Here is a 16,637-nt window from a genome sequence, read left to right on the forward strand (position 1 = left end):
GTTGCAGCACCTTCGCCGCCGCCATCGGCGCCGCGAGCCGGAAGGCGCGCCAAGCCTTCGCCAAAACTACCTGCGTTACCAAATGCGGTCCCCGTTATCGATGGAGTTACGCGTGTCTTCTAGACGCCTCTTGCGCCCGCTGCTGGCTGCACTTCTGGCTGCCAGCGCAGGCTTCGCCAGCGCTGCCAAAGAGCAAGCAAACCTGCCGCCCCTGAACTCGATGGAAGCCCGCGTCGCCGCGTGCGCCGCGTGCCACGGCGACCATGGTCAGGGCACCAACAACGATTACTTCCCGCGTCTTGCAGGCAAGCCCGCTGAATATCTGTACAACCAGTTGGTCAATTTCCGCGACGGACACCGCAAGTACCCGCCGATGAACTATCTGGTCACGTACCTTTCCGACGATTACCTGCGCAAGATCGCCGAGTACTACTCGAAACAACGGCCGCCGTACCCGGCGCCGTCGCAGCCGACCGTATCGGCATCAACACTGGCGCGCGGCAAGCAGATCGCGCTAAACGGCAATCAAGCAAAGAACGTGCCGGCGTGCGTCGCATGCCACGGCCAGACCCTGACCGGCATGGAGCCGGCGATCCCGGGCCTGGTCGGACTCCATGCCGACTACATCAGCGCGCAGCTCGGCGCATGGCGCTCGGGCGTGCGCCGCGCGAAGGCACCGGACTGCATGCACACGGTCGCAACACGGCTCAGCGACGACGACATCGCCGCAGTCGCCAACTGGCTCTCCACGCAACCCGCGCCGGCCAATCCGGTGCCGACGCCGGCCCGCTCGTTGAAGATGCCGCTGCAATGCGGCAGCGAGCCGCAGTAAGCGACAGGAGACACATCGAGATGAAACGCAAGACTCTTTTCGCGCTGTCGGCCGTCATCATGGTAGCGGCTGCGGCACTGGTGCCGGTGCTGTGGTCCGGTAGCGACAATATCCACGGCGGCAGCGCGATGGCCGCGAGCCCGGCCGACCAGGCCGCGCTGATCAAAAAAGGCGAATACTTAGCGCGCGCCGGCGACTGCGTCGCATGCCACACGGTACGTGGCGGCAAGCCCTTCGCCGGTGGTCTGCCGATGGCCACGCCATTCGGCACGATGTACACGCCGAACATCACACCGGACGAGCAGTACGGCATCGGCAAGTGGAGTTCGGACGACTTCTACCGCGCGATGCACACTGGTCGTGGCAAGAACGGCGAATTACTGTATCCGGGTTTTCCGTTCACAAGCTATACGAAGGTCACGCGCGCCGACTCGGACGCAATCTACGCATATTTGCGCTCAGTGACGCCAGTTGCGCAACCGAGCCGCGAGCACGAGCTACGCTTCCCATTCAATCAGCGCAACATGCTGATCGGTTGGCGTACGCTGTTCTTCCGCGAAGGCGAATACAAGCCGGATCCGACCAAGTCAGTTGAGTGGAACCGTGGCGCCTACTTAGTTGAAGGCCTTGGCCACTGCGGCATGTGCCACACGTCAATCAACGCGCTGGGTGGCTCAAATCAGTCGGCGGCATTTGCCGGTGGCCTGATCCCGCTGCAGAATTGGTATGCACCGTCGCTCACATCGAGCAAGGAAGCAGGACTGGGTGACTGGGATCTGAAAGACATCTCGGATCTGTTGAAGACTGGCGTGTCGCAACGCGGTGCGGTGTTCGGGCCCATGTCCGAAGTTGTCCACAACAGCCTGCAATACATGACTGACGAAGACATCCGGGCAATGTCGACATACCTGAAGACGATTCCGCAGAAGAAGGAAGCGCCGGAGACGATACAGTTGGAAACATCTGCCGCGTTCGGCAAGGAACTGTTCGAGCAAGGCAAGAAGATCTACAATGATCAATGCGCGAAGTGCCATGCGGAAAATGGTCTCGGCTATCCGCCGCACTTCCCGCCGCTTGCGAATAACCAGTCGGTGCAGATGCAGTCGGCAGTGAATCCGATCCGCATGGTGCTTAATGGCGGCTATCCGCCGAGCACGCACGCCAATCCTGAACCGTACGGCATGCCGCCGTTCGCGCACTCGATGTCGGACCAGGAAGTCGCCGCAGTGGTCACGTACCTGCGCATGGCATGGGGCAATAAGGGCACGCCAGTGTCGCCGCAGCAGGTCAACGAACTGCGCTCCGCGCCGCTCGACTGATCCCACGCGAATCTCCAGTCACGGGGCGCGGCCGGAACCACGGGCCGCGCCCTTTGTCTTTGTTATCACGCTGTTGTACTTACGCGGGGCATCGCGACAGTCGGCCTGCCCTCGCGCCTTCAAGCTTTCACTGCACCGGTTCGCGACTGATGCGCGTTGCGCGCCGGACCGGTGACAACACCATCCAATATGTCATTTGATTCTCTCGGCTTGTCCGAACCTCTGGTTCGCGCCGTCAACGAACTCGGCTACACGACGCCGACACCGATCCAGCGGCAAGCCATTCCGGCCGTGCTCGGCGGCGGCGACCTGCTGGCCGGCGCACAAACCGGCACCGGCAAGACTGCCGGCTTCACGCTGCCGATTCTGGAAAGACTATCCCGTACGCGCGTGGCATCGGGCAAAGTGCCGGTTCGCGCACTGATCCTGACGCCGACACGCGAACTGGCCGCGCAAGTCGAGCAAAGCGTGCGCGAATACGGCAAGTACCTGAAGCTGCGTTCGACGGTCATGTTCGGCGGCGTCGGCATCAACCCGCAAATCGACGCGCTGCGGCGCGGCGTCGATATCGTGGTGGCCACGCCTGGACGATTGCTAGACCACATTCAGCAGCGCACGATCGACCTCAGCAGCCTGCAGATCCTGGTGCTCGACGAGGCCGACCGGATGCTGGACATGGGCTTCATCCACGACATCAAGCGAGTGCTCAAGCATCTGCCTTCGCAGCGCCAGAATCTGCTGTTTTCGGCGACGTTCTCCGACGAGATCAAGGCGCTCGCGGACAACCTGCTCGATTCGCCAGCGCTAATCGAAGTGGCCCGTCGCAATACCACCGCCGAAACGGTCACCCAAACGATCTATCCGGTCGATCGCGACCGCAAGCGCGAGCTACTCACGCACTTGATCAAGGAACACAACTGGTTCCAAGTGCTCGTGTTCACGCGCACCAAGCACGGCGCGAACCGGCTCGCCGAACAGTTGACAAAGGACGGCATCAGCGCCCTAGCTATCCACGGCAACAAAAGTCAGGCGGCCCGGACCCGGGCATTGTCAGAGTTCAAGGACGGCACGCTGCAAGTGTTGGTCGCCACCGACATCGCAGCGCGCGGCATCGACATCGACCAATTGCCACACGTGGTGAATTTCGATTTGCCGAATGTTCCGGAAGACTACGTGCACCGTATCGGCCGCACCGGCCGCGCGGGCGCGACGGGCGAGGCCGTCTCGCTGGTCTGCGTTGACGAGCATCAATTGCTGACGGACATCGAACGCCTGATCAAGCGCACGCTGCCGCGCGAGATCATTGCCGGCTTCGAGCCGGATCCCAATGCGAAGCCGGAGCCGATCCAGCGGCGCAGCCAGCCGGCGCGCGGCGCGGGGCCACGCGAGCCCCGCCGCGTCGGCACCAAGCCACAAGCGGGTCAAGCGGGGAAACCACCGGCGGGGACAGCGGCCAAACCCCGCACAGGGTCAGCGACCAAATCAGGAGCAGCCGCCAGGTCGCCGGCGGGGACAGCCGCCAACACGCGGCCCGCACAGGCGGGCAAATCCCCGTCGCCACACGCTGCGAAGCCGGGCGCCGCACCGGCGGGCAAGCGCGGCGGCGCGGTGCCCCAGACCGCGCCGGGGCGGCATCGCGAAGCGGCCACGCCCCCGTCGCACGATGGCCGTAACAAACGATTAGCGCAAGCACAGGACCGCGACGCGCGGCAGCCGCGCGCATCCGAATCCTCGCCAAGATCGGCGCAACGGCGCAACGGCGGCCCGGGCGCGCTGCTCGGCGGTGGCACCAAGGGCTCGTCGCGCTAGTTGTGCGCGAACATCGCTCGGATTTGCGCGTCCCAACGCGCAAGCACGGCAGCGCGCGCGGGCTCGAGCAGCTCGAACGTCACGCCGGCCACGAGCTGCGCATAGTCAACGCGCTGCCATTGTCCCGCCTCCAGCACGGCGTCGAACACGGTCAGCGTCATCGTGTCCCGCCGGCGCGGCGCGCTCACGCCCAGGCGCACCTGATACCACGCATGCTCGAAAACGAACTCAAGCAGTGCGTTGCCGCCGGCGGCAAGAGCCTGCGCGGCGCGGGAATGCGGCCATAGTGCGAACCGCGCGCCGTGGGAATCAGGCACGACGATTTCACCCACGCTGAGCAGCGACGTGCAAGGCCAGCCGAGCGGATCAACGGCGATCAATGAGGCCGCAAACGACGCCTTGTCATGCAGATGTGTGCCATCGAACCAGGCGCGCAGCCCATCGGGCCATTTATCGAATGTGCCCCGTATCAGCGCGGTCTGCCGATCCGTCATCGTCTTCTCCGAGTCATGAACGACGGCCCGCGTAGAGCGGGCCGTCCGTGATCGTCGACTGAGCGCCACCGTACCGTACTAGCTAGCGAAAGAATACGTGCTGCGTGATCTTGGCCAGCGGATAGTGCACGCCAGGTTGGATCTTCGCAGGCAGATCGAGCGGCTTGAGCAGCATCTTCACGCACATGTCGGCCGACAGGTGCCTGCGCACCAGTGCGTTTACGCGCGCCGCCTTTTCCCGCATATAGGCGCTGTTGCGAACCTGCGCAGGATATCTGACCGCGAACACATGTCGCAGCGCGATCTCCGAGTCCTCGTTCTTGATTTCCATCACGCGGCGCATCAGCGCACCCAGCACCGCAAGGCGGCCATTGCCCTCAATCTGGTTGTACTTCTTGAAAAACCTGAAGAAGTACTTGTAATGCCGCACCTCGTCGCTACGAATGTTGTCGGTGATCTCCTTGAGCACCGGCTCATCCGAGCACTCGTTGATCGCGCGATATAACGTGGCCGTACCGGTCTCCACCACACAGCGTGCGACCATTTCCAGCGCCCGGGTCTTTTCGAACTCTTCCAGCGAGCACGTTTTCGAGTACTCGTCAAAAAAATGCTCGAATGCCAGGTCCCAATCGAACTCTGGCCAAACATAATTGATATAGGCCTTCAGCGCGCGGCCGTGCTGCAACTCCTCGTGTTCCCAATGCTGGTTTAGCCATCCAGACACTTCCGGATCACCATCGAAGAACGCGCTGAGGTTACTGGTATACAAATCTGAGCCGCTTTCAATAAACGACGCCGCGCATAACAGCAGCAGCAAATCCTCGTTCACAGCGGCACGCGAACGATCAATCCGCGACAAATCGATATCCTCGATACGCCACGGCAACACAGTTTGAGTGTCGGTTTGCATTTTTTCCTCCGAAGCCTGCGCCCGGCACGCCTGCGCCCTGCTCGCATTGCTTGATCCGGGTATCGGTTCGCGACTTCTGCATGAACTACGTGGTATCGGTCGCAGTTTAACGTGCCGCGTCCGACTCTGCTGATCTGGAACAGACCGGGCATTCGCCCGGGCAGTTCCGATATCCCGTGTAAAAAAGAACCTTCGCTGTACATCGTGTGCGGGCCTTTACAATACGCGGACCCGGACCGCTTCGCGAACATGCTGACAAGAACATGACCCGAGACCCGCGCATCACGTTGAATGCACGCCAGCAGGAATTGCTCAATTGCGTTCAGCAGGAAGGCTTCGTCACTGTCGAGAACCTTGCTGCACGCTTTCACGTCACGCCGCAGACGATCCGGCGCGACGTGAACTGGCTCGCCGAAGTGAATTTGCTGCGCCGCTACCATGGCGGAGTCACGTTGCCCACCAGCTCGGAAAACGTGTCGTATACCGCACGCCAACGCATGTTCCAGGAGGAGAAGCGGCGCATCGCCGCACTCGCTGCCAGCCATATTCCAGACCAGGCGTCGCTGTTCATCAATCTGGGCACGACGACCGAGGAAGTAGCACGTGCGCTAAATCGCCATCGCGGCCTGCGCGTGATCACCAACAACCTGAACGTCGCGGCGGTCATGAGCGACTATGCCGAATGCGAAGTGCTCGTCACCGGTGGCATCGTCCGCCCGTGGGATCAGGGCGTGGTCGGCGAGATGGCGATCAATTTCATTCGCCAGTTCAAGGTCGACTATGCACTGATCGGCATTTCGAGCATCGAATTGGACGGCACGCTGCGCGACTTCGATACGCGCGAGGTTAGGGTGGCAGAGGCCATTATCGAGCATGCACGCAGGGTGTTCCTGGTGGCGGACCATTCGAAGTTCGGGCGCCCCGCGCTGGTGCGCCTTGGCCATTTGAACCAGGTCGACGCGCTATTCACCGACGCGCCGGCACCCAGTGAGATGGCAGAGGTGATTCTGGCGGCAGGCACCGACGTTCACGTCGCCAGTTGAATCTGGCGACACGCGCCACAAGCATTTCGCGATCGCATAACCGCCGTCGCCCGGTCTGCTTGTCAATCACTTTCGATGTTGCGCCGCAAGTTGCAACGCTGCGATGCTCGACTAGAATGCAAGTTCCCGGGGTTCATGGTGCGCGTGGCCGCCCCGCACACCGCGAGCGCCAGGAGCCTGCCCGCCCGGGCCTATCAGCCGATTCGGCACCTGCTGCCGAAGGGTTCGCAATGACCGCTGAGCCGGTCCTCTGGAGAACAACGATGCTGAGTCCGCATGAATTCGCCACGCTTTTACTAGTGAAGGACGCGCCGAATCAGGTCGACATGAACCGAGAAGAGTTGGGCGCACTTCTCAATCGCCAAATGGTTGAGCTGGAAAAATTGGCGACCGGCCGGCAACGGCTTCGCGTGACCGAGACGGGCGATACCGCGCTGCGCGCGGTCAAGCGCTACTCGTAAGCTGCTTTGCCCCTGCAACACCACTGAACCGATAGACGCCGCGCCCGTGGCAGGGATGGCGGCCAGCTGGGTGCCATGCTGGAGCATGCCCTTGCCATGGAATCCGCTCGCCGATCAAGCGCCCGTCGCGTGCAGCGGCGGCGCGTGCCGGGCGCCGAGGACCGTAGTCACAGCCACCGGGGCATCATGCCGGCGATATCCACCTCGCCACCCCAGCGGCTCGCATCACTCAACGACCGAGCTCCTCCCAACGCCGTACATCACCCGGCTGCGGGGCATGTGCGCCGACGTCTCTTCCGTTGCTCCGGCTCCCGTCCTTCCGGCATTTATTTGAATACCTTGATATTTTTGAATTTGTTCGCTAAATTTTCGTTTACGAACATTTAATGTTGCTAATCGCGCATAGACAAGGGCGCACCGCGGAACCGCGCAGCGGCGCCGTGGCATTCGGAGGGATAAGGTGGAGAAAACGGATCACTACGATCTACTGGTCGTCGGCGGCGGCATCAATGGCGCGGGCATTGCGCGAGACGCGACTGGCCGCGGGCTGAAGGTGCTGCTGTGCGAGCAAGACGATCTCGCGGCGCACACGTCCTCGGCCAGCACGAAGCTGATCCATGGCGGACTGCGCTATCTCGAATACTACGAGTTCGGGCTGGTTAGAAAAGCACTGCAGGAACGCGAAGTCCTGCTGCGCGCCGCGCCGCACATCATTCGCCCGTTGCGTTTCGTAATGCCGCATATGCCGCACCTGCGCCCGGCATGGCTGATCCGCGCCGGGCTGTTCCTATACGACCACCTCGCCCGGCGCGAGATGCTGCCTGGCTCAGAAGGCATCGACTTGCGCACCCATCCGGGCGGCGCGCCGCTGGTGGACTCGATCACGCGCGGCTTTGTCTATTCGGATGGCTGGGTCGACGATGCGCGATTGGTCGTGCTCAACGCGCTCGACGCGCAGCTTCGCGGCGCGACGATCTTGACGCGCACGAGGCTAGTGAGCGCGCAGCGTAGCGGCTCATTGTGGGACGCGCAACTGTGCTCACGCGACGGACGGCTGCAACAGGTCCGCGCGCGCGCCATCGCCAATGCCGCTGGTCCGTGGGTTGGCGAGTTACTGACCGACACGTTGAAACTGGGCGCGCAGCATCGCGTCCGACTCGTCAAGGGCAGTCACATCGTCACACGCAAGTTGTTCGATCATGATTTCGCGTATATCTTCCAGAACCCCGACAAGCGCATCATCTTCGCGATTCCCTATCAAAAAGACTTCACGCTGATCGGCACGACCGACGTCGAATACCATGACGACGCCTCGCGCGTGCAGATCGACGAGAGCGAAGTTGCGTACCTGTGCGAATCGGTGAACCGCTATTTCAAGCGCTCTATCGCGCGTGCCGACGTGGTATGGACGTACGCTGGTGTACGCCCGCTGCTGGAGAACGACGAGAGCGCCGCTGCGTCGGCGGTCACCCGCGACTACCGCTTGGACCTGGACATGCCCCCCGGGCAGGCGCCGATCCTGTCGGTGTTCGGCGGCAAGATCACGACGTTCCGCAAGCTCGCCGAAGAAGCGCTGGACCGCCTCAGCGGGCCGCTGGCGATCACACAACCGGCCTGGACCCATGATGCGCCACTGCCCGGCGGCGATATTGCCGGCTCAAACTTTGCGGCGTTCGCCGAGCAATTCGCAGCGCGTCATCGGTGGCTGCCCGACACGCTTGCATTGCGCTACGTGCACGCATATGGCACGCGCGTCGAGCGGTTGCTGCGCGGCGCAAAAGGACTGTCCGATCTGGGCGCGGAGATTGCACCTGGTTTATACGAAGCCGAATTGCGCTACTTGCGCGACGAGGAATGGGCGTACAGTGCGGACGATGTGCTGTGGCGTCGCTCCAAGATCGGCCTGCGACTGGACGCCCAGGCGGTGGCCAGCGTGCAGGCTTGGTTCGAGCGGGGCGGCGGCGATGCGCATGCTACTGCCGAACCCAATCCGCGCCTCGACCGCGCGATTCACGTGTGACCTAGCCGGCGACCTGGCGCCGCGGACAAGATAGAGAATGATTAAGGAGGCCCCAATGACCGACCGCTACATTCTTGCACTTGACCAGGGCACCACAAGCTCGCGCGCGATCGTGTTCGACCACAGCGGACGCGTCGTGTCGGTGTCGCAGAAGGAATTCCGCCAAATCTATCCGCATCCAGGCTGGGTCGAGCACGATCCGCGCGAAATGTGGTCGACCCAGGCCGGCGTCGCCGCTGAAGCCGTGGTCCAGTCTGGGGTCAGTACTGCGTCGATCGCTGCGATCGGCATCACGAATCAACGCGAGACCACGATCGTCTGGGACCGCGATACCGGCGAGCCGGTCCACAACGCGATCGTGTGGCAGGACCGCCGCACCGCCGGCTTATGCAACGAGTTGAAGGCGCGCGGCCTGGAAACGACAGTACGCGAGAAGACCGGGCTGCCGATCGATGCTTATTTTTCCGCCACCAAGATCCGCTGGATCCTGGACCACGTCGATGGCGCGCGCGCCAAGGCGGCGCAGGGCAAGCTCGCCTTCGGCACCGTCGACAGCTGGCTGATATGGAACCTGAGCGGACGCCGGTTGCACGTGACGGACGCGACCAACGCGTCACGCACGATGCTGTTCAATATCCATACGTTGCAGTGGGACGATGCGCTGCTCGCGCTGTTCGACATCCCGCGCTCGATGCTGCCCGAGGTACGCCAGTCCTCACAAGTCTACGCCGACACACAGACGAGCCTGTTTAACGCAACCATTCCGCTCGCCGGCGTGGCCGGCGATCAGCATGCCGCGCTGTTCGGCCAGATGTGCACGGGCGCCGGCATGGTCAAGAACACCTACGGCACCGGCTGCTTTCTGGTGATGAACACGGGCGAGCAGCCGATCGAATCGCGCAACAACCTCGTGACCACGATCGCATGGCAGATCGGCAATCAGGTAACGTACGCGCTAGAAGGGAGCATTTTCATCGCCGGGGCGCTTGTGCAATGGCTGCGCGATGAACTGGGCATCATCCGGCACGCACGGGACATCGAAGCGCTGGCGCGCTCGGTCGAGCATACGGACGGCGTGACCATCGTGCCCGCTTTCGCGGGACTGGGCGCACCACACTGGAACGCCAACGCACGGGGCGCCGTGTTCGGTATCACGCGCGGCACGCAGGCCGGCCATCTTGCCCGGGCGGCCCTTGAGGCGATCGCGTACCAGTCGATCGACGTGGTCCGCGCGATGGAAGCAGACGCCGGACTGCGCATCGGCGAGCTTCGCGTGGACGGGGGCGCGGTGGAAAACGACCTGCTAATGCAGATCCAAGCCGACCTGCTCGGCGTGGACGTGGTCCGGCCTCAAATCCAGGAAACGACCGCGTTGGGCGCTGCCTATCTGGCCGGACTCGCGGTCGGCTACTGGAACGATATTGCCGAGCTGCGGCAGCAATGGCACATGGACCGGCGTTTCGTGCGCCATGCACGCGCCGAGGACGTCGAACGCGGGCTGGCGGCGTGGCATCGCGCGATTCGGGCCGCGAAGGCGTGGGCCGATGCAGCGTCATGAACCGCACTGTGTCGGCAACTCCCGCTGGCCTTGCGCAAGCCAACGCGCGCTGGTTTTCAATACCTTGAGGTCCATGCTGTCCATCACCATTCCTGTTGTCGCCGATGCAGCTGTGCTAAATAGCACGCGTTGGCCGCGTGGCTCGCGCACGCAGCACAACGCCGCGTGTTGTTGTATGCTTCCGGATGCCGCTCGTGCGTCATCGAACCGACGCGCGGTGGCACGTCAATGCGTCTTCAGGGCGGGGTGAAAGTCCCCACCGGCGGTATGCCGCGCACCGGTCCTTAGACCGGCGCGCGACGAGCCCGCGAGCGCCGATGCGTCGTGCACACGCCGCGTCGGGTCAGCAGATCTGGTGCGATGCCAGAGCCGACGGTCATAGTCCGGATGAGAGAAGATGTGAGGACACGACGCCGACAGCGCACACACGGCCGGTTCGCCGTGCGGGCGGCTGCCCGTGTCTGTCTTCGGTTGTCTCTTGCCAGCCGTTGCCCTGAAACGTTTTTCGCCAAACCTTGCGAGGAGCGTTTCATGTCGAAATCCACACCGTTGTTCGAGCCGCCGACAGGCTCGGTTCTGTATCCCCGTTATCACGCCGATCCGCATGCGATCCCGCCGCGCATCGCTGCCGCGTTGCAGGCAATGCGCGACGGGCGTCCCGTCGTGCTGCAGGACGACTTCGATCGCGAGAACGAAGCCGACCTGATCGTTGCGGCCGAAAAGCTCACGATCGAGACGATGGCGCTGTTGATCCGCGAATGCAGCGGCATCGTGTGTTTGTGTCTGCCGGATGCGAAGATTCGCCAGCTTGCGCTGCCGCAGATGGTGCCGGCCAACCAGAGCCGCCACGGCACCGCGTTCACCGTGTCGATCGAGGCACGTGACGGCGTAACCACTGGCGTCTCGGCGGCCGACCGGCTAACCACGATTCGCGCGGCCATCGCGGACCAAGCCAAGCCGACCGACATCGTTCGCCCGGGGCACGTGTTTCCGTTGCGCGCGCAACCCGGCGGCGTGCTCACACGCCGCGGCCACACCGAAGGAACGGTCGACTTATGCTGGCTCGCCGGGCTGAAGCCGGCCGGCGTGCTGTGCGAACTGATGAATCCAGACGGCACGATGACGCGCGGTGGCGATGTCGGGCGTTTCGCGGCACAGCATCGGCTGCCGATACTGACAATCGAGGAGTTGGTCGATTTCCGGCGCGCACTGGAGCGGCCAGGCACCGACGCGTCGATCCCAGCGCCCGCGGCGCTCGACTTGAGCGCCTACTAACCGGCACGACCGGGCGCCGCGCCGGCGCACGTATCCGCGCGGTCAGCATGTGCGGCGCGGCGAACCGGCTCGGCGTATAATTCCACCTTCTCCCCCGCCCCCAGATAAACGACTGCGACGGCGACACTATGTCCAAAAAAGTCTATGTAAAGACTTTCGGCTGCCAAATGAACGAGTACGATTCCGACAAGATGGTCGACGTGCTTGGGGCGGCTGAAGGTCTTGTCAAAACCGACTCCCCGGAAGACGCGGACGTCATCCTGTTCAACACCTGCTCGATTCGTGAGAAGGCGCAGGAAAAGGTCTTTTCCGACCTGGGCCGGGTGCGCGAACTCAAACAGGCGCGTCCCGACCTGCTGATCGGCGTCGGCGGCTGCGTTGCCAGCCAGGAAGGCGCGGCGATCGTCGCACGCGCGCCCTACGTCGATCTCGTGTTCGGCCCGCAGACGCTGCATCGGCTGCCTGCGATGATCGATGCACGGCGTGCGAGCGGCCACGCGCAAGTCGACATCTCGTTCCCTGAAATCGAAAAATTCGACAACCTACCGCCACCGCGCGTCGAAGGCCCCACCGCGTTCGTATCGATCATGGAAGGCTGCAGCAAGTACTGTAGCTATTGCGTCGTGCCGTACACGCGCGGCGAAGAGGTATCCCGCCCGCTGGACGACGTGCTGACCGAAGTGGCTGGCCTGGCGGATCAGGGCGTGCGCGAGGTCACGCTGCTCGGGCAGAACGTGAACGCATATCGAGGCGCGATCAGCGCCGGCGCTGCCGAGATCGCGGATTTCTCGACGCTGATCGAGTACGTCGCGGAGATTCCGGGGATCGAGCGGATCCGCTACACGACGTCGCACCCGAAGGAATTCTCGCAACGGCTGATCGATACGTACGAAAGCGTGCCCAAGCTGGTGAGCCACCTGCATCTGCCGGTACAGCACGGATCGGACCGGATCCTGATGGCGATGAAGCGCGGCTATACGGTGCTCGAGTACAAGTCGATCGTGCGGCGGCTGCGCGCGATCCGGCCGCAGCTCTCATTATCGACCGACTTTATCGTCGGGTTCCCCGGCGAAACCGACGACGACCATGCCAAGACAATGAAGCTGATCGACGAGGTGCAATATGACACCAGCTTTTCGTTTATTTTCAGTCCGCGCCCAGGCACGCCGGCCGCGAACCTGCATGATGACACGCCGTGCGACGTGAAGCTTGCGCGGCTTCAGCAATTGCAGGCCGCGCTCGAAGCGCACGCGGCGAAGATCAGCGAATCGATGGTCGGCACCGTGCAGCGCATCTTGGTCGAGCGCTCGGCCCGCAAAGATCCGAATGAGTTGGCCGGACGCACCGAAAACAATCGCGTGGTGAACTTCCCGGCGCCGCAGGCTTCGCACGCTCGTCTGCTCGGCCAGATGGTCGATGTCGAGATCGTCCACGCCTATCCGCATTCACTGCGCGGGGAACTCGCGCTGACGCCGGCAAGCACGCATTGACCGGCGCCCAACATAACGCATCTTGAAGACAACCCTGCCCACGCTCGAATTCACCGCGCCTCGCGACGACAACACGCGTCTGGCGAACCTGTGCGGTCCGCTCGACGAAAACCTGCGCCAGATCGAGCAGGCGCTCGACGTGACACTGTTGCGCCGCGGCCACCGGATCACGGTTCGCGGCCGCGCCGCAAAAGTCGCGCTGACCGCGCTGGAGAACTTCTACAATCTCGCGCGCGATCCGCTGTCCGTCGACGATATCCAGCTCGCGCTGGTCGAGGCGCGCTACAGTGCCGAGCACCCGGCACGCGCCCCGGGCCGCGCCGCCAGCCGCGGCAGCGCCCACGCGGCGGATGCCGAAGGCGCCGGCCCGCAGCCGGCTGCGCGCGCCGACGCGACGCTGGGCGAGGCAGCGCCGTTGCGCCTGCGCGGCGATCCCGACCATCCGTTCGACGGGCCGGCCGACGCCGACCTGCCCGACGATGAACGCGGACCGACGCTGTACACGCGACGCACCGACCTGCGCGGACGCACGCCGGCGCAGCGCGATTACCTGAAGCAGATCCTGCAGCACGATGTGACGTTCGGGGTCGGACCGGCCGGCACCGGTAAGACGTACCTGGCGGTCGCCTGCGCAGTCGACGCGCTGGAACGAGACCAGGTCAAGCGGATCGTGTTGACGCGTCCGGCGGTCGAGGCCGGCGAGCGGCTCGGCTTCCTGCCCGGCGACCTCGCACAAAAGGTCGACCCGTACTTGCGCCCGTTGTACGACGCGCTGTACGACCTGCTCGGCTTTGATAAGACGGCCAAGATGTTTGAGCGCCAGATGATTGAGATCGCGCCGCTCGCGTACATGCGTGGGCGCACGCTGAATCACGCGTTCATCATCCTGGACGAGGCACAGAACACCACGCCCGAGCAGATGAAGATGTTCCTTACGCGCATCGGCTTCGGGTCCAAGGCGGTGATCACCGGCGACACCACGCAGATCGACCTGCCGCGGGGCAACAAGAGCGGACTGGTGGAAGCACAACAGGTGCTGCACAATGTGCGCGGCATCGCACTGACGCATTTCACCAGTGCCGACGTGGTGCGGCATCCGCTGGTCGCACGCATCGTCGAGGCCTATGATGCCCACGCGAAGCGCCATCCGGACGGCGCGCATCCGGTATGAACGCGCCCCGTGCCCCGAAGCTCACGCTCAGCGTGCAGTTCCCGGCCAAGGCGTTCGCCGCCCACAAGGCGTTGTTGCCGCGCGCCAAAATTGCCGGCTGGATCCGCGCCGCGCTGTTCGCACACGCTGAGTTGACAATCCGTTTCGTCGACGAGCAGGAAGGCCGTGCGCTGAACCGCAGCTACCGCGGCAAGGACTATGCCACGAACGTGCTCACGTTCGCGTACGGAGAATCGGACCATGAGCCGGTCAGCGGCGACCTGGTGCTCTGTTGCCCGGTGGTTGAATGCGAGGCGCGCGAGCAGCATAAGCCGCTGGACGCACACTACGCGCACCTGATCGTGCACGGCGTGCTGCACGCGCAGGGTTACGATCACGAGGATGACGAGCAGGCGCGGGAGATGGAGTCGATTGAAACCGATATTCTGGCGCGGCTCGGTTATCCAGACCCGTACGTGCAACAGGGCTGAGCAAGCTCAAGCCTACCCCGAGGATGATGCAAGACGAACGTGGCGACTACGCGGAACCTGACGAACGCAGGCACGATACGTCGGCGCCGCCGGGCCCGCGCACGCCGGCCGGGCGCACTGGCGCCGTGCCGCCCGGGGCGGTACCGGGTTATCCGCCCACGATCGGCAACGCACGGTTGTGGACGGACACGGAACTGGCAGCATCGATCGAGCACACGCTCGCACATTGGGACCGCGCGAGCGACTTGTGGCTGTTCGGCTATGGATCGTTGATTTGGAATCCCGGCCTGCCGACAGTCGAATCGTGCCGGGCACGCGTGATGGGCTATCACCGGGGCCTGTACCTATGGTCGCAGGTAAACCGTGGCACCCCCGAACTGCCCGGCCTGGTGCTCGCGCTGGACCGTGGCGGCTGCTGCCCGGGCATTGCGTTCCGGCTCGATGGACGCAATGCGATGCAGCACCTGCAGGTGCTGTGGCGGCGTGAAATGCCGATGGGCTCGTACCGTCCCGCGTGGCTGCGCTGCATACTCGATGATGGGCGCGATGTACGCGCGCTGGCATTCGTAATGCGTCGCGAAGCGGCAACCTATGCCGGTCGCGTGTCGGACGACGTCATGCGTATCGTGCTCGCCCGAGCAAGCGGCCGCTACGGCACCACCCGCGACTACGTCGCGCGCACCGTCGAGGCGCTGCGGGCGAACGGCATCCCCGATGTCGCGCTCGAGAAAATGCTTGCGCGATGCTCGGGCGAGGGCGTCCGGCCAGCAACAACCGCCATCGTGCGCGGTGTCACAGACGCCCATTCCGGTTAGTGTATCCTTTGATTACCTCCATCGCGCGTCCGGTCTCGCGGGACGCTTGAAAATGAACGACCCGTATCCCAGTCGGAAAAGTCACTCGAAACATCCAGACAAACCGCGCTCGCTGCTGGAGCGCTTGACCGATCTCATCTCGCCCGAGCCGGAATCCCGTGCGGAGTTGCTCGAAATTCTGCAGGACGCGCACGCACGCAACCTAATCGACGCCGACTCGCTGTCGATGATCGAGGGCGTATTCCAGGTCGCTGACCTGTGTGCACGCGACGTCATGGTGCCCCGGGCGCAGATGGATGCGATCAATATCGCCGACAGCCCCGATCAGTTCATTCCATTCGTGCTGGAGAAGGCGCACTCGCGCTACCCGGTGTACGACGGCAACCGCGACAACGTGATCGGCATCCTGCTCGCGAAGGATCTGCTGCGCTACTACGCAGAAGAGGAATTCGACGTGCGCGGCATGTTGCGCCCCGCCGTGTTCATTCCCGAATCGAAGCGCCTGAACGTGCTGTTGCACGACTTTCGCGCGAACCACAACCATATTGCGATCGTCGTCGATGAATACGGCGGTGTCGCCGGATTGATCACCATCGAGGACGTGCTCGAGCAGATCGTCGGTGACATCGAGGACGAATATGACTTCGACGAAGAGGAAGGCAACATCATCGCGACGCCGGACGGCCGCTACCGGGTACGTGCGCTGACCGAGATCGAGCAGTTCAATGAGACGTTCGGCACGCGCTACTGCGATGATGAGGTCGACACGATCGGTGGCTTGGTCACACACCGCTTCGGCCGCGTGCCGCACCGTGGCGAAAAGGTGCGCATCGATGATTTCGTGTTCGAGATTCTGCGCAGCGACGCGCGACAGGTCCATATGCTGCTTGCCAAGCACGTGCCAGCCGACGCGCTCGCGCCCCGCGACCGCGATGATCATTGAATCCAGGGTAGCGCCCACGCACGTCTT

Annotated in this window: 15 protein-coding genes and 1 riboswitch; of the genes, 13 read left to right on the forward strand and 2 right to left on the reverse strand. The window is 63.5% G+C overall.

Annotation, left to right across the window (positions count from 1 at the left end):
* Nucleotides 1–100: 100 nt before the first annotated feature.
* The 3 genes from B0O95_RS04295 to B0O95_RS04305 all read left to right on the forward strand — a co-directional run bounded on the left by B0O95_RS04295 (nucleotide 101) and on the right by B0O95_RS04305 (nucleotide 3,960).
* Nucleotides 101–832 carry a c-type cytochrome gene (locus B0O95_RS04295; RefSeq protein ID WP_104076780.1) on the forward strand — a complete coding sequence of 244 codons (732 nt, stop codon included), beginning with the start codon at nucleotides 101–103 and terminating at the stop codon, nucleotides 830–832.
* A 20-nt stretch (nucleotides 833–852) separates the two neighbouring features.
* Nucleotides 853–2,151 carry a c-type cytochrome gene (locus B0O95_RS04300; protein WP_104076781.1) on the forward strand — a complete coding sequence of 433 codons (1,299 nt, stop codon included), beginning with the start codon at nucleotides 853–855 and terminating at the stop codon, nucleotides 2,149–2,151.
* 189 nt (nucleotides 2,152–2,340) lie between these two features.
* Nucleotides 2,341–3,960, forward strand: coding sequence for a DEAD/DEAH box helicase (locus B0O95_RS04305; RefSeq protein WP_104076782.1), 1,620 nt, complete (start codon nucleotides 2,341–2,343; stop codon nucleotides 3,958–3,960).
* On the opposite strand, the gene B0O95_RS04310 is transcribed toward B0O95_RS04305, so the two are convergent.
* Together B0O95_RS04310 and B0O95_RS04315 are read right to left on the reverse strand one after the other, a co-directional pair.
* A complete protein-coding gene (locus tag B0O95_RS04310; protein ID WP_104076783.1) occupies nucleotides 3,957–4,454 on the reverse strand; it encodes a hypothetical protein in 498 nt (165 codons plus the stop codon). The genes B0O95_RS04305 and B0O95_RS04310 overlap by 4 nt on opposite strands.
* An 82-nt stretch (nucleotides 4,455–4,536) precedes the next feature.
* On the reverse strand, nucleotides 4,537–5,364 hold the full coding sequence (locus tag B0O95_RS04315; protein WP_104076784.1) for a ferritin-like domain-containing protein: 828 nt from the start codon (nucleotides 5,362–5,364) through the stop codon (nucleotides 4,537–4,539).
* A 263-nt stretch (nucleotides 5,365–5,627) separates the two neighbouring features.
* Between B0O95_RS04315 and B0O95_RS04320 the strand changes: the two genes are divergently transcribed.
* The 10 genes from B0O95_RS04320 to B0O95_RS04365 all read left to right on the forward strand — a co-directional run bounded on the left by B0O95_RS04320 (nucleotide 5,628) and on the right by B0O95_RS04365 (nucleotide 16,610).
* Nucleotides 5,628–6,407: a DeoR/GlpR family DNA-binding transcription regulator gene (locus B0O95_RS04320; RefSeq protein WP_104076785.1), complete on the forward strand. Its 780-nt coding sequence runs from the start codon at nucleotides 5,628–5,630 to the stop codon at nucleotides 6,405–6,407.
* Between the two features lie 263 nt (nucleotides 6,408–6,670).
* Nucleotides 6,671–6,868 (forward strand): hypothetical protein, encoded by a 198-nt coding sequence (locus tag B0O95_RS04325; protein WP_104076786.1) that lies wholly within the window; start codon nucleotides 6,671–6,673, stop codon nucleotides 6,866–6,868.
* 460 nt (nucleotides 6,869–7,328) lie between these two features.
* Nucleotides 7,329–8,888 carry a glycerol-3-phosphate dehydrogenase gene (gene glpD / locus B0O95_RS04330; protein ID WP_104076787.1) on the forward strand — a complete coding sequence of 520 codons (1,560 nt, stop codon included), beginning with the start codon at nucleotides 7,329–7,331 and terminating at the stop codon, nucleotides 8,886–8,888.
* A 55-nt stretch (nucleotides 8,889–8,943) separates the two neighbouring features.
* A complete protein-coding gene (gene glpK, locus B0O95_RS04335) occupies nucleotides 8,944–10,446 on the forward strand; it encodes a glycerol kinase GlpK (RefSeq protein WP_104076788.1) in 1,503 nt (500 codons plus the stop codon).
* 228 nt (nucleotides 10,447–10,674) lie between these two features.
* Nucleotides 10,675–10,849, forward strand: a riboswitch (FMN riboswitch).
* A 128-nt stretch (nucleotides 10,850–10,977) separates the two neighbouring features.
* Nucleotides 10,978–11,721, forward strand: coding sequence for a 3,4-dihydroxy-2-butanone-4-phosphate synthase (gene ribB, locus B0O95_RS04340; RefSeq protein WP_233203105.1), 744 nt, complete (start codon nucleotides 10,978–10,980; stop codon nucleotides 11,719–11,721).
* Nucleotides 11,722–11,849: 128 nt separating this feature from the next.
* Nucleotides 11,850–13,211, forward strand: coding sequence for a tRNA (N6-isopentenyl adenosine(37)-C2)-methylthiotransferase MiaB (gene miaB / locus B0O95_RS04345; RefSeq protein ID WP_104076790.1), 1,362 nt, complete (start codon nucleotides 11,850–11,852; stop codon nucleotides 13,209–13,211).
* A 22-nt stretch (nucleotides 13,212–13,233) separates the two neighbouring features.
* On the forward strand, nucleotides 13,234–14,382 hold the full coding sequence (locus B0O95_RS04350; RefSeq protein ID WP_104076791.1) for a PhoH family protein: 1,149 nt from the start codon (nucleotides 13,234–13,236) through the stop codon (nucleotides 14,380–14,382).
* Complete coding sequence (gene ybeY / locus B0O95_RS04355) at nucleotides 14,379–14,852, forward strand: rRNA maturation RNase YbeY (RefSeq protein WP_104076792.1); 474 nt, start codon at nucleotides 14,379–14,381, stop codon at nucleotides 14,850–14,852. Before B0O95_RS04350 ends, ybeY begins: the two co-directional genes overlap by 4 nt.
* Nucleotides 14,853–14,875: 23 nt before the next feature.
* On the forward strand, nucleotides 14,876–15,667 hold the full coding sequence (locus tag B0O95_RS04360; protein WP_233203106.1) for a gamma-glutamylcyclotransferase: 792 nt from the start codon (nucleotides 14,876–14,878) through the stop codon (nucleotides 15,665–15,667).
* A gap of 52 nt (nucleotides 15,668–15,719) precedes the next feature.
* Nucleotides 15,720–16,610: an HlyC/CorC family transporter gene (locus tag B0O95_RS04365; RefSeq protein WP_104076793.1), complete on the forward strand. Its 891-nt coding sequence runs from the start codon at nucleotides 15,720–15,722 to the stop codon at nucleotides 16,608–16,610.
* Nucleotides 16,611–16,637: the final 27 nt, after the last annotated feature.

This window comes from Mycetohabitans endofungorum (genome assembly GCF_002927045.1).
Classification (GTDB): domain Bacteria; phylum Pseudomonadota; class Gammaproteobacteria; order Burkholderiales; family Burkholderiaceae; genus Mycetohabitans; species Mycetohabitans endofungorum.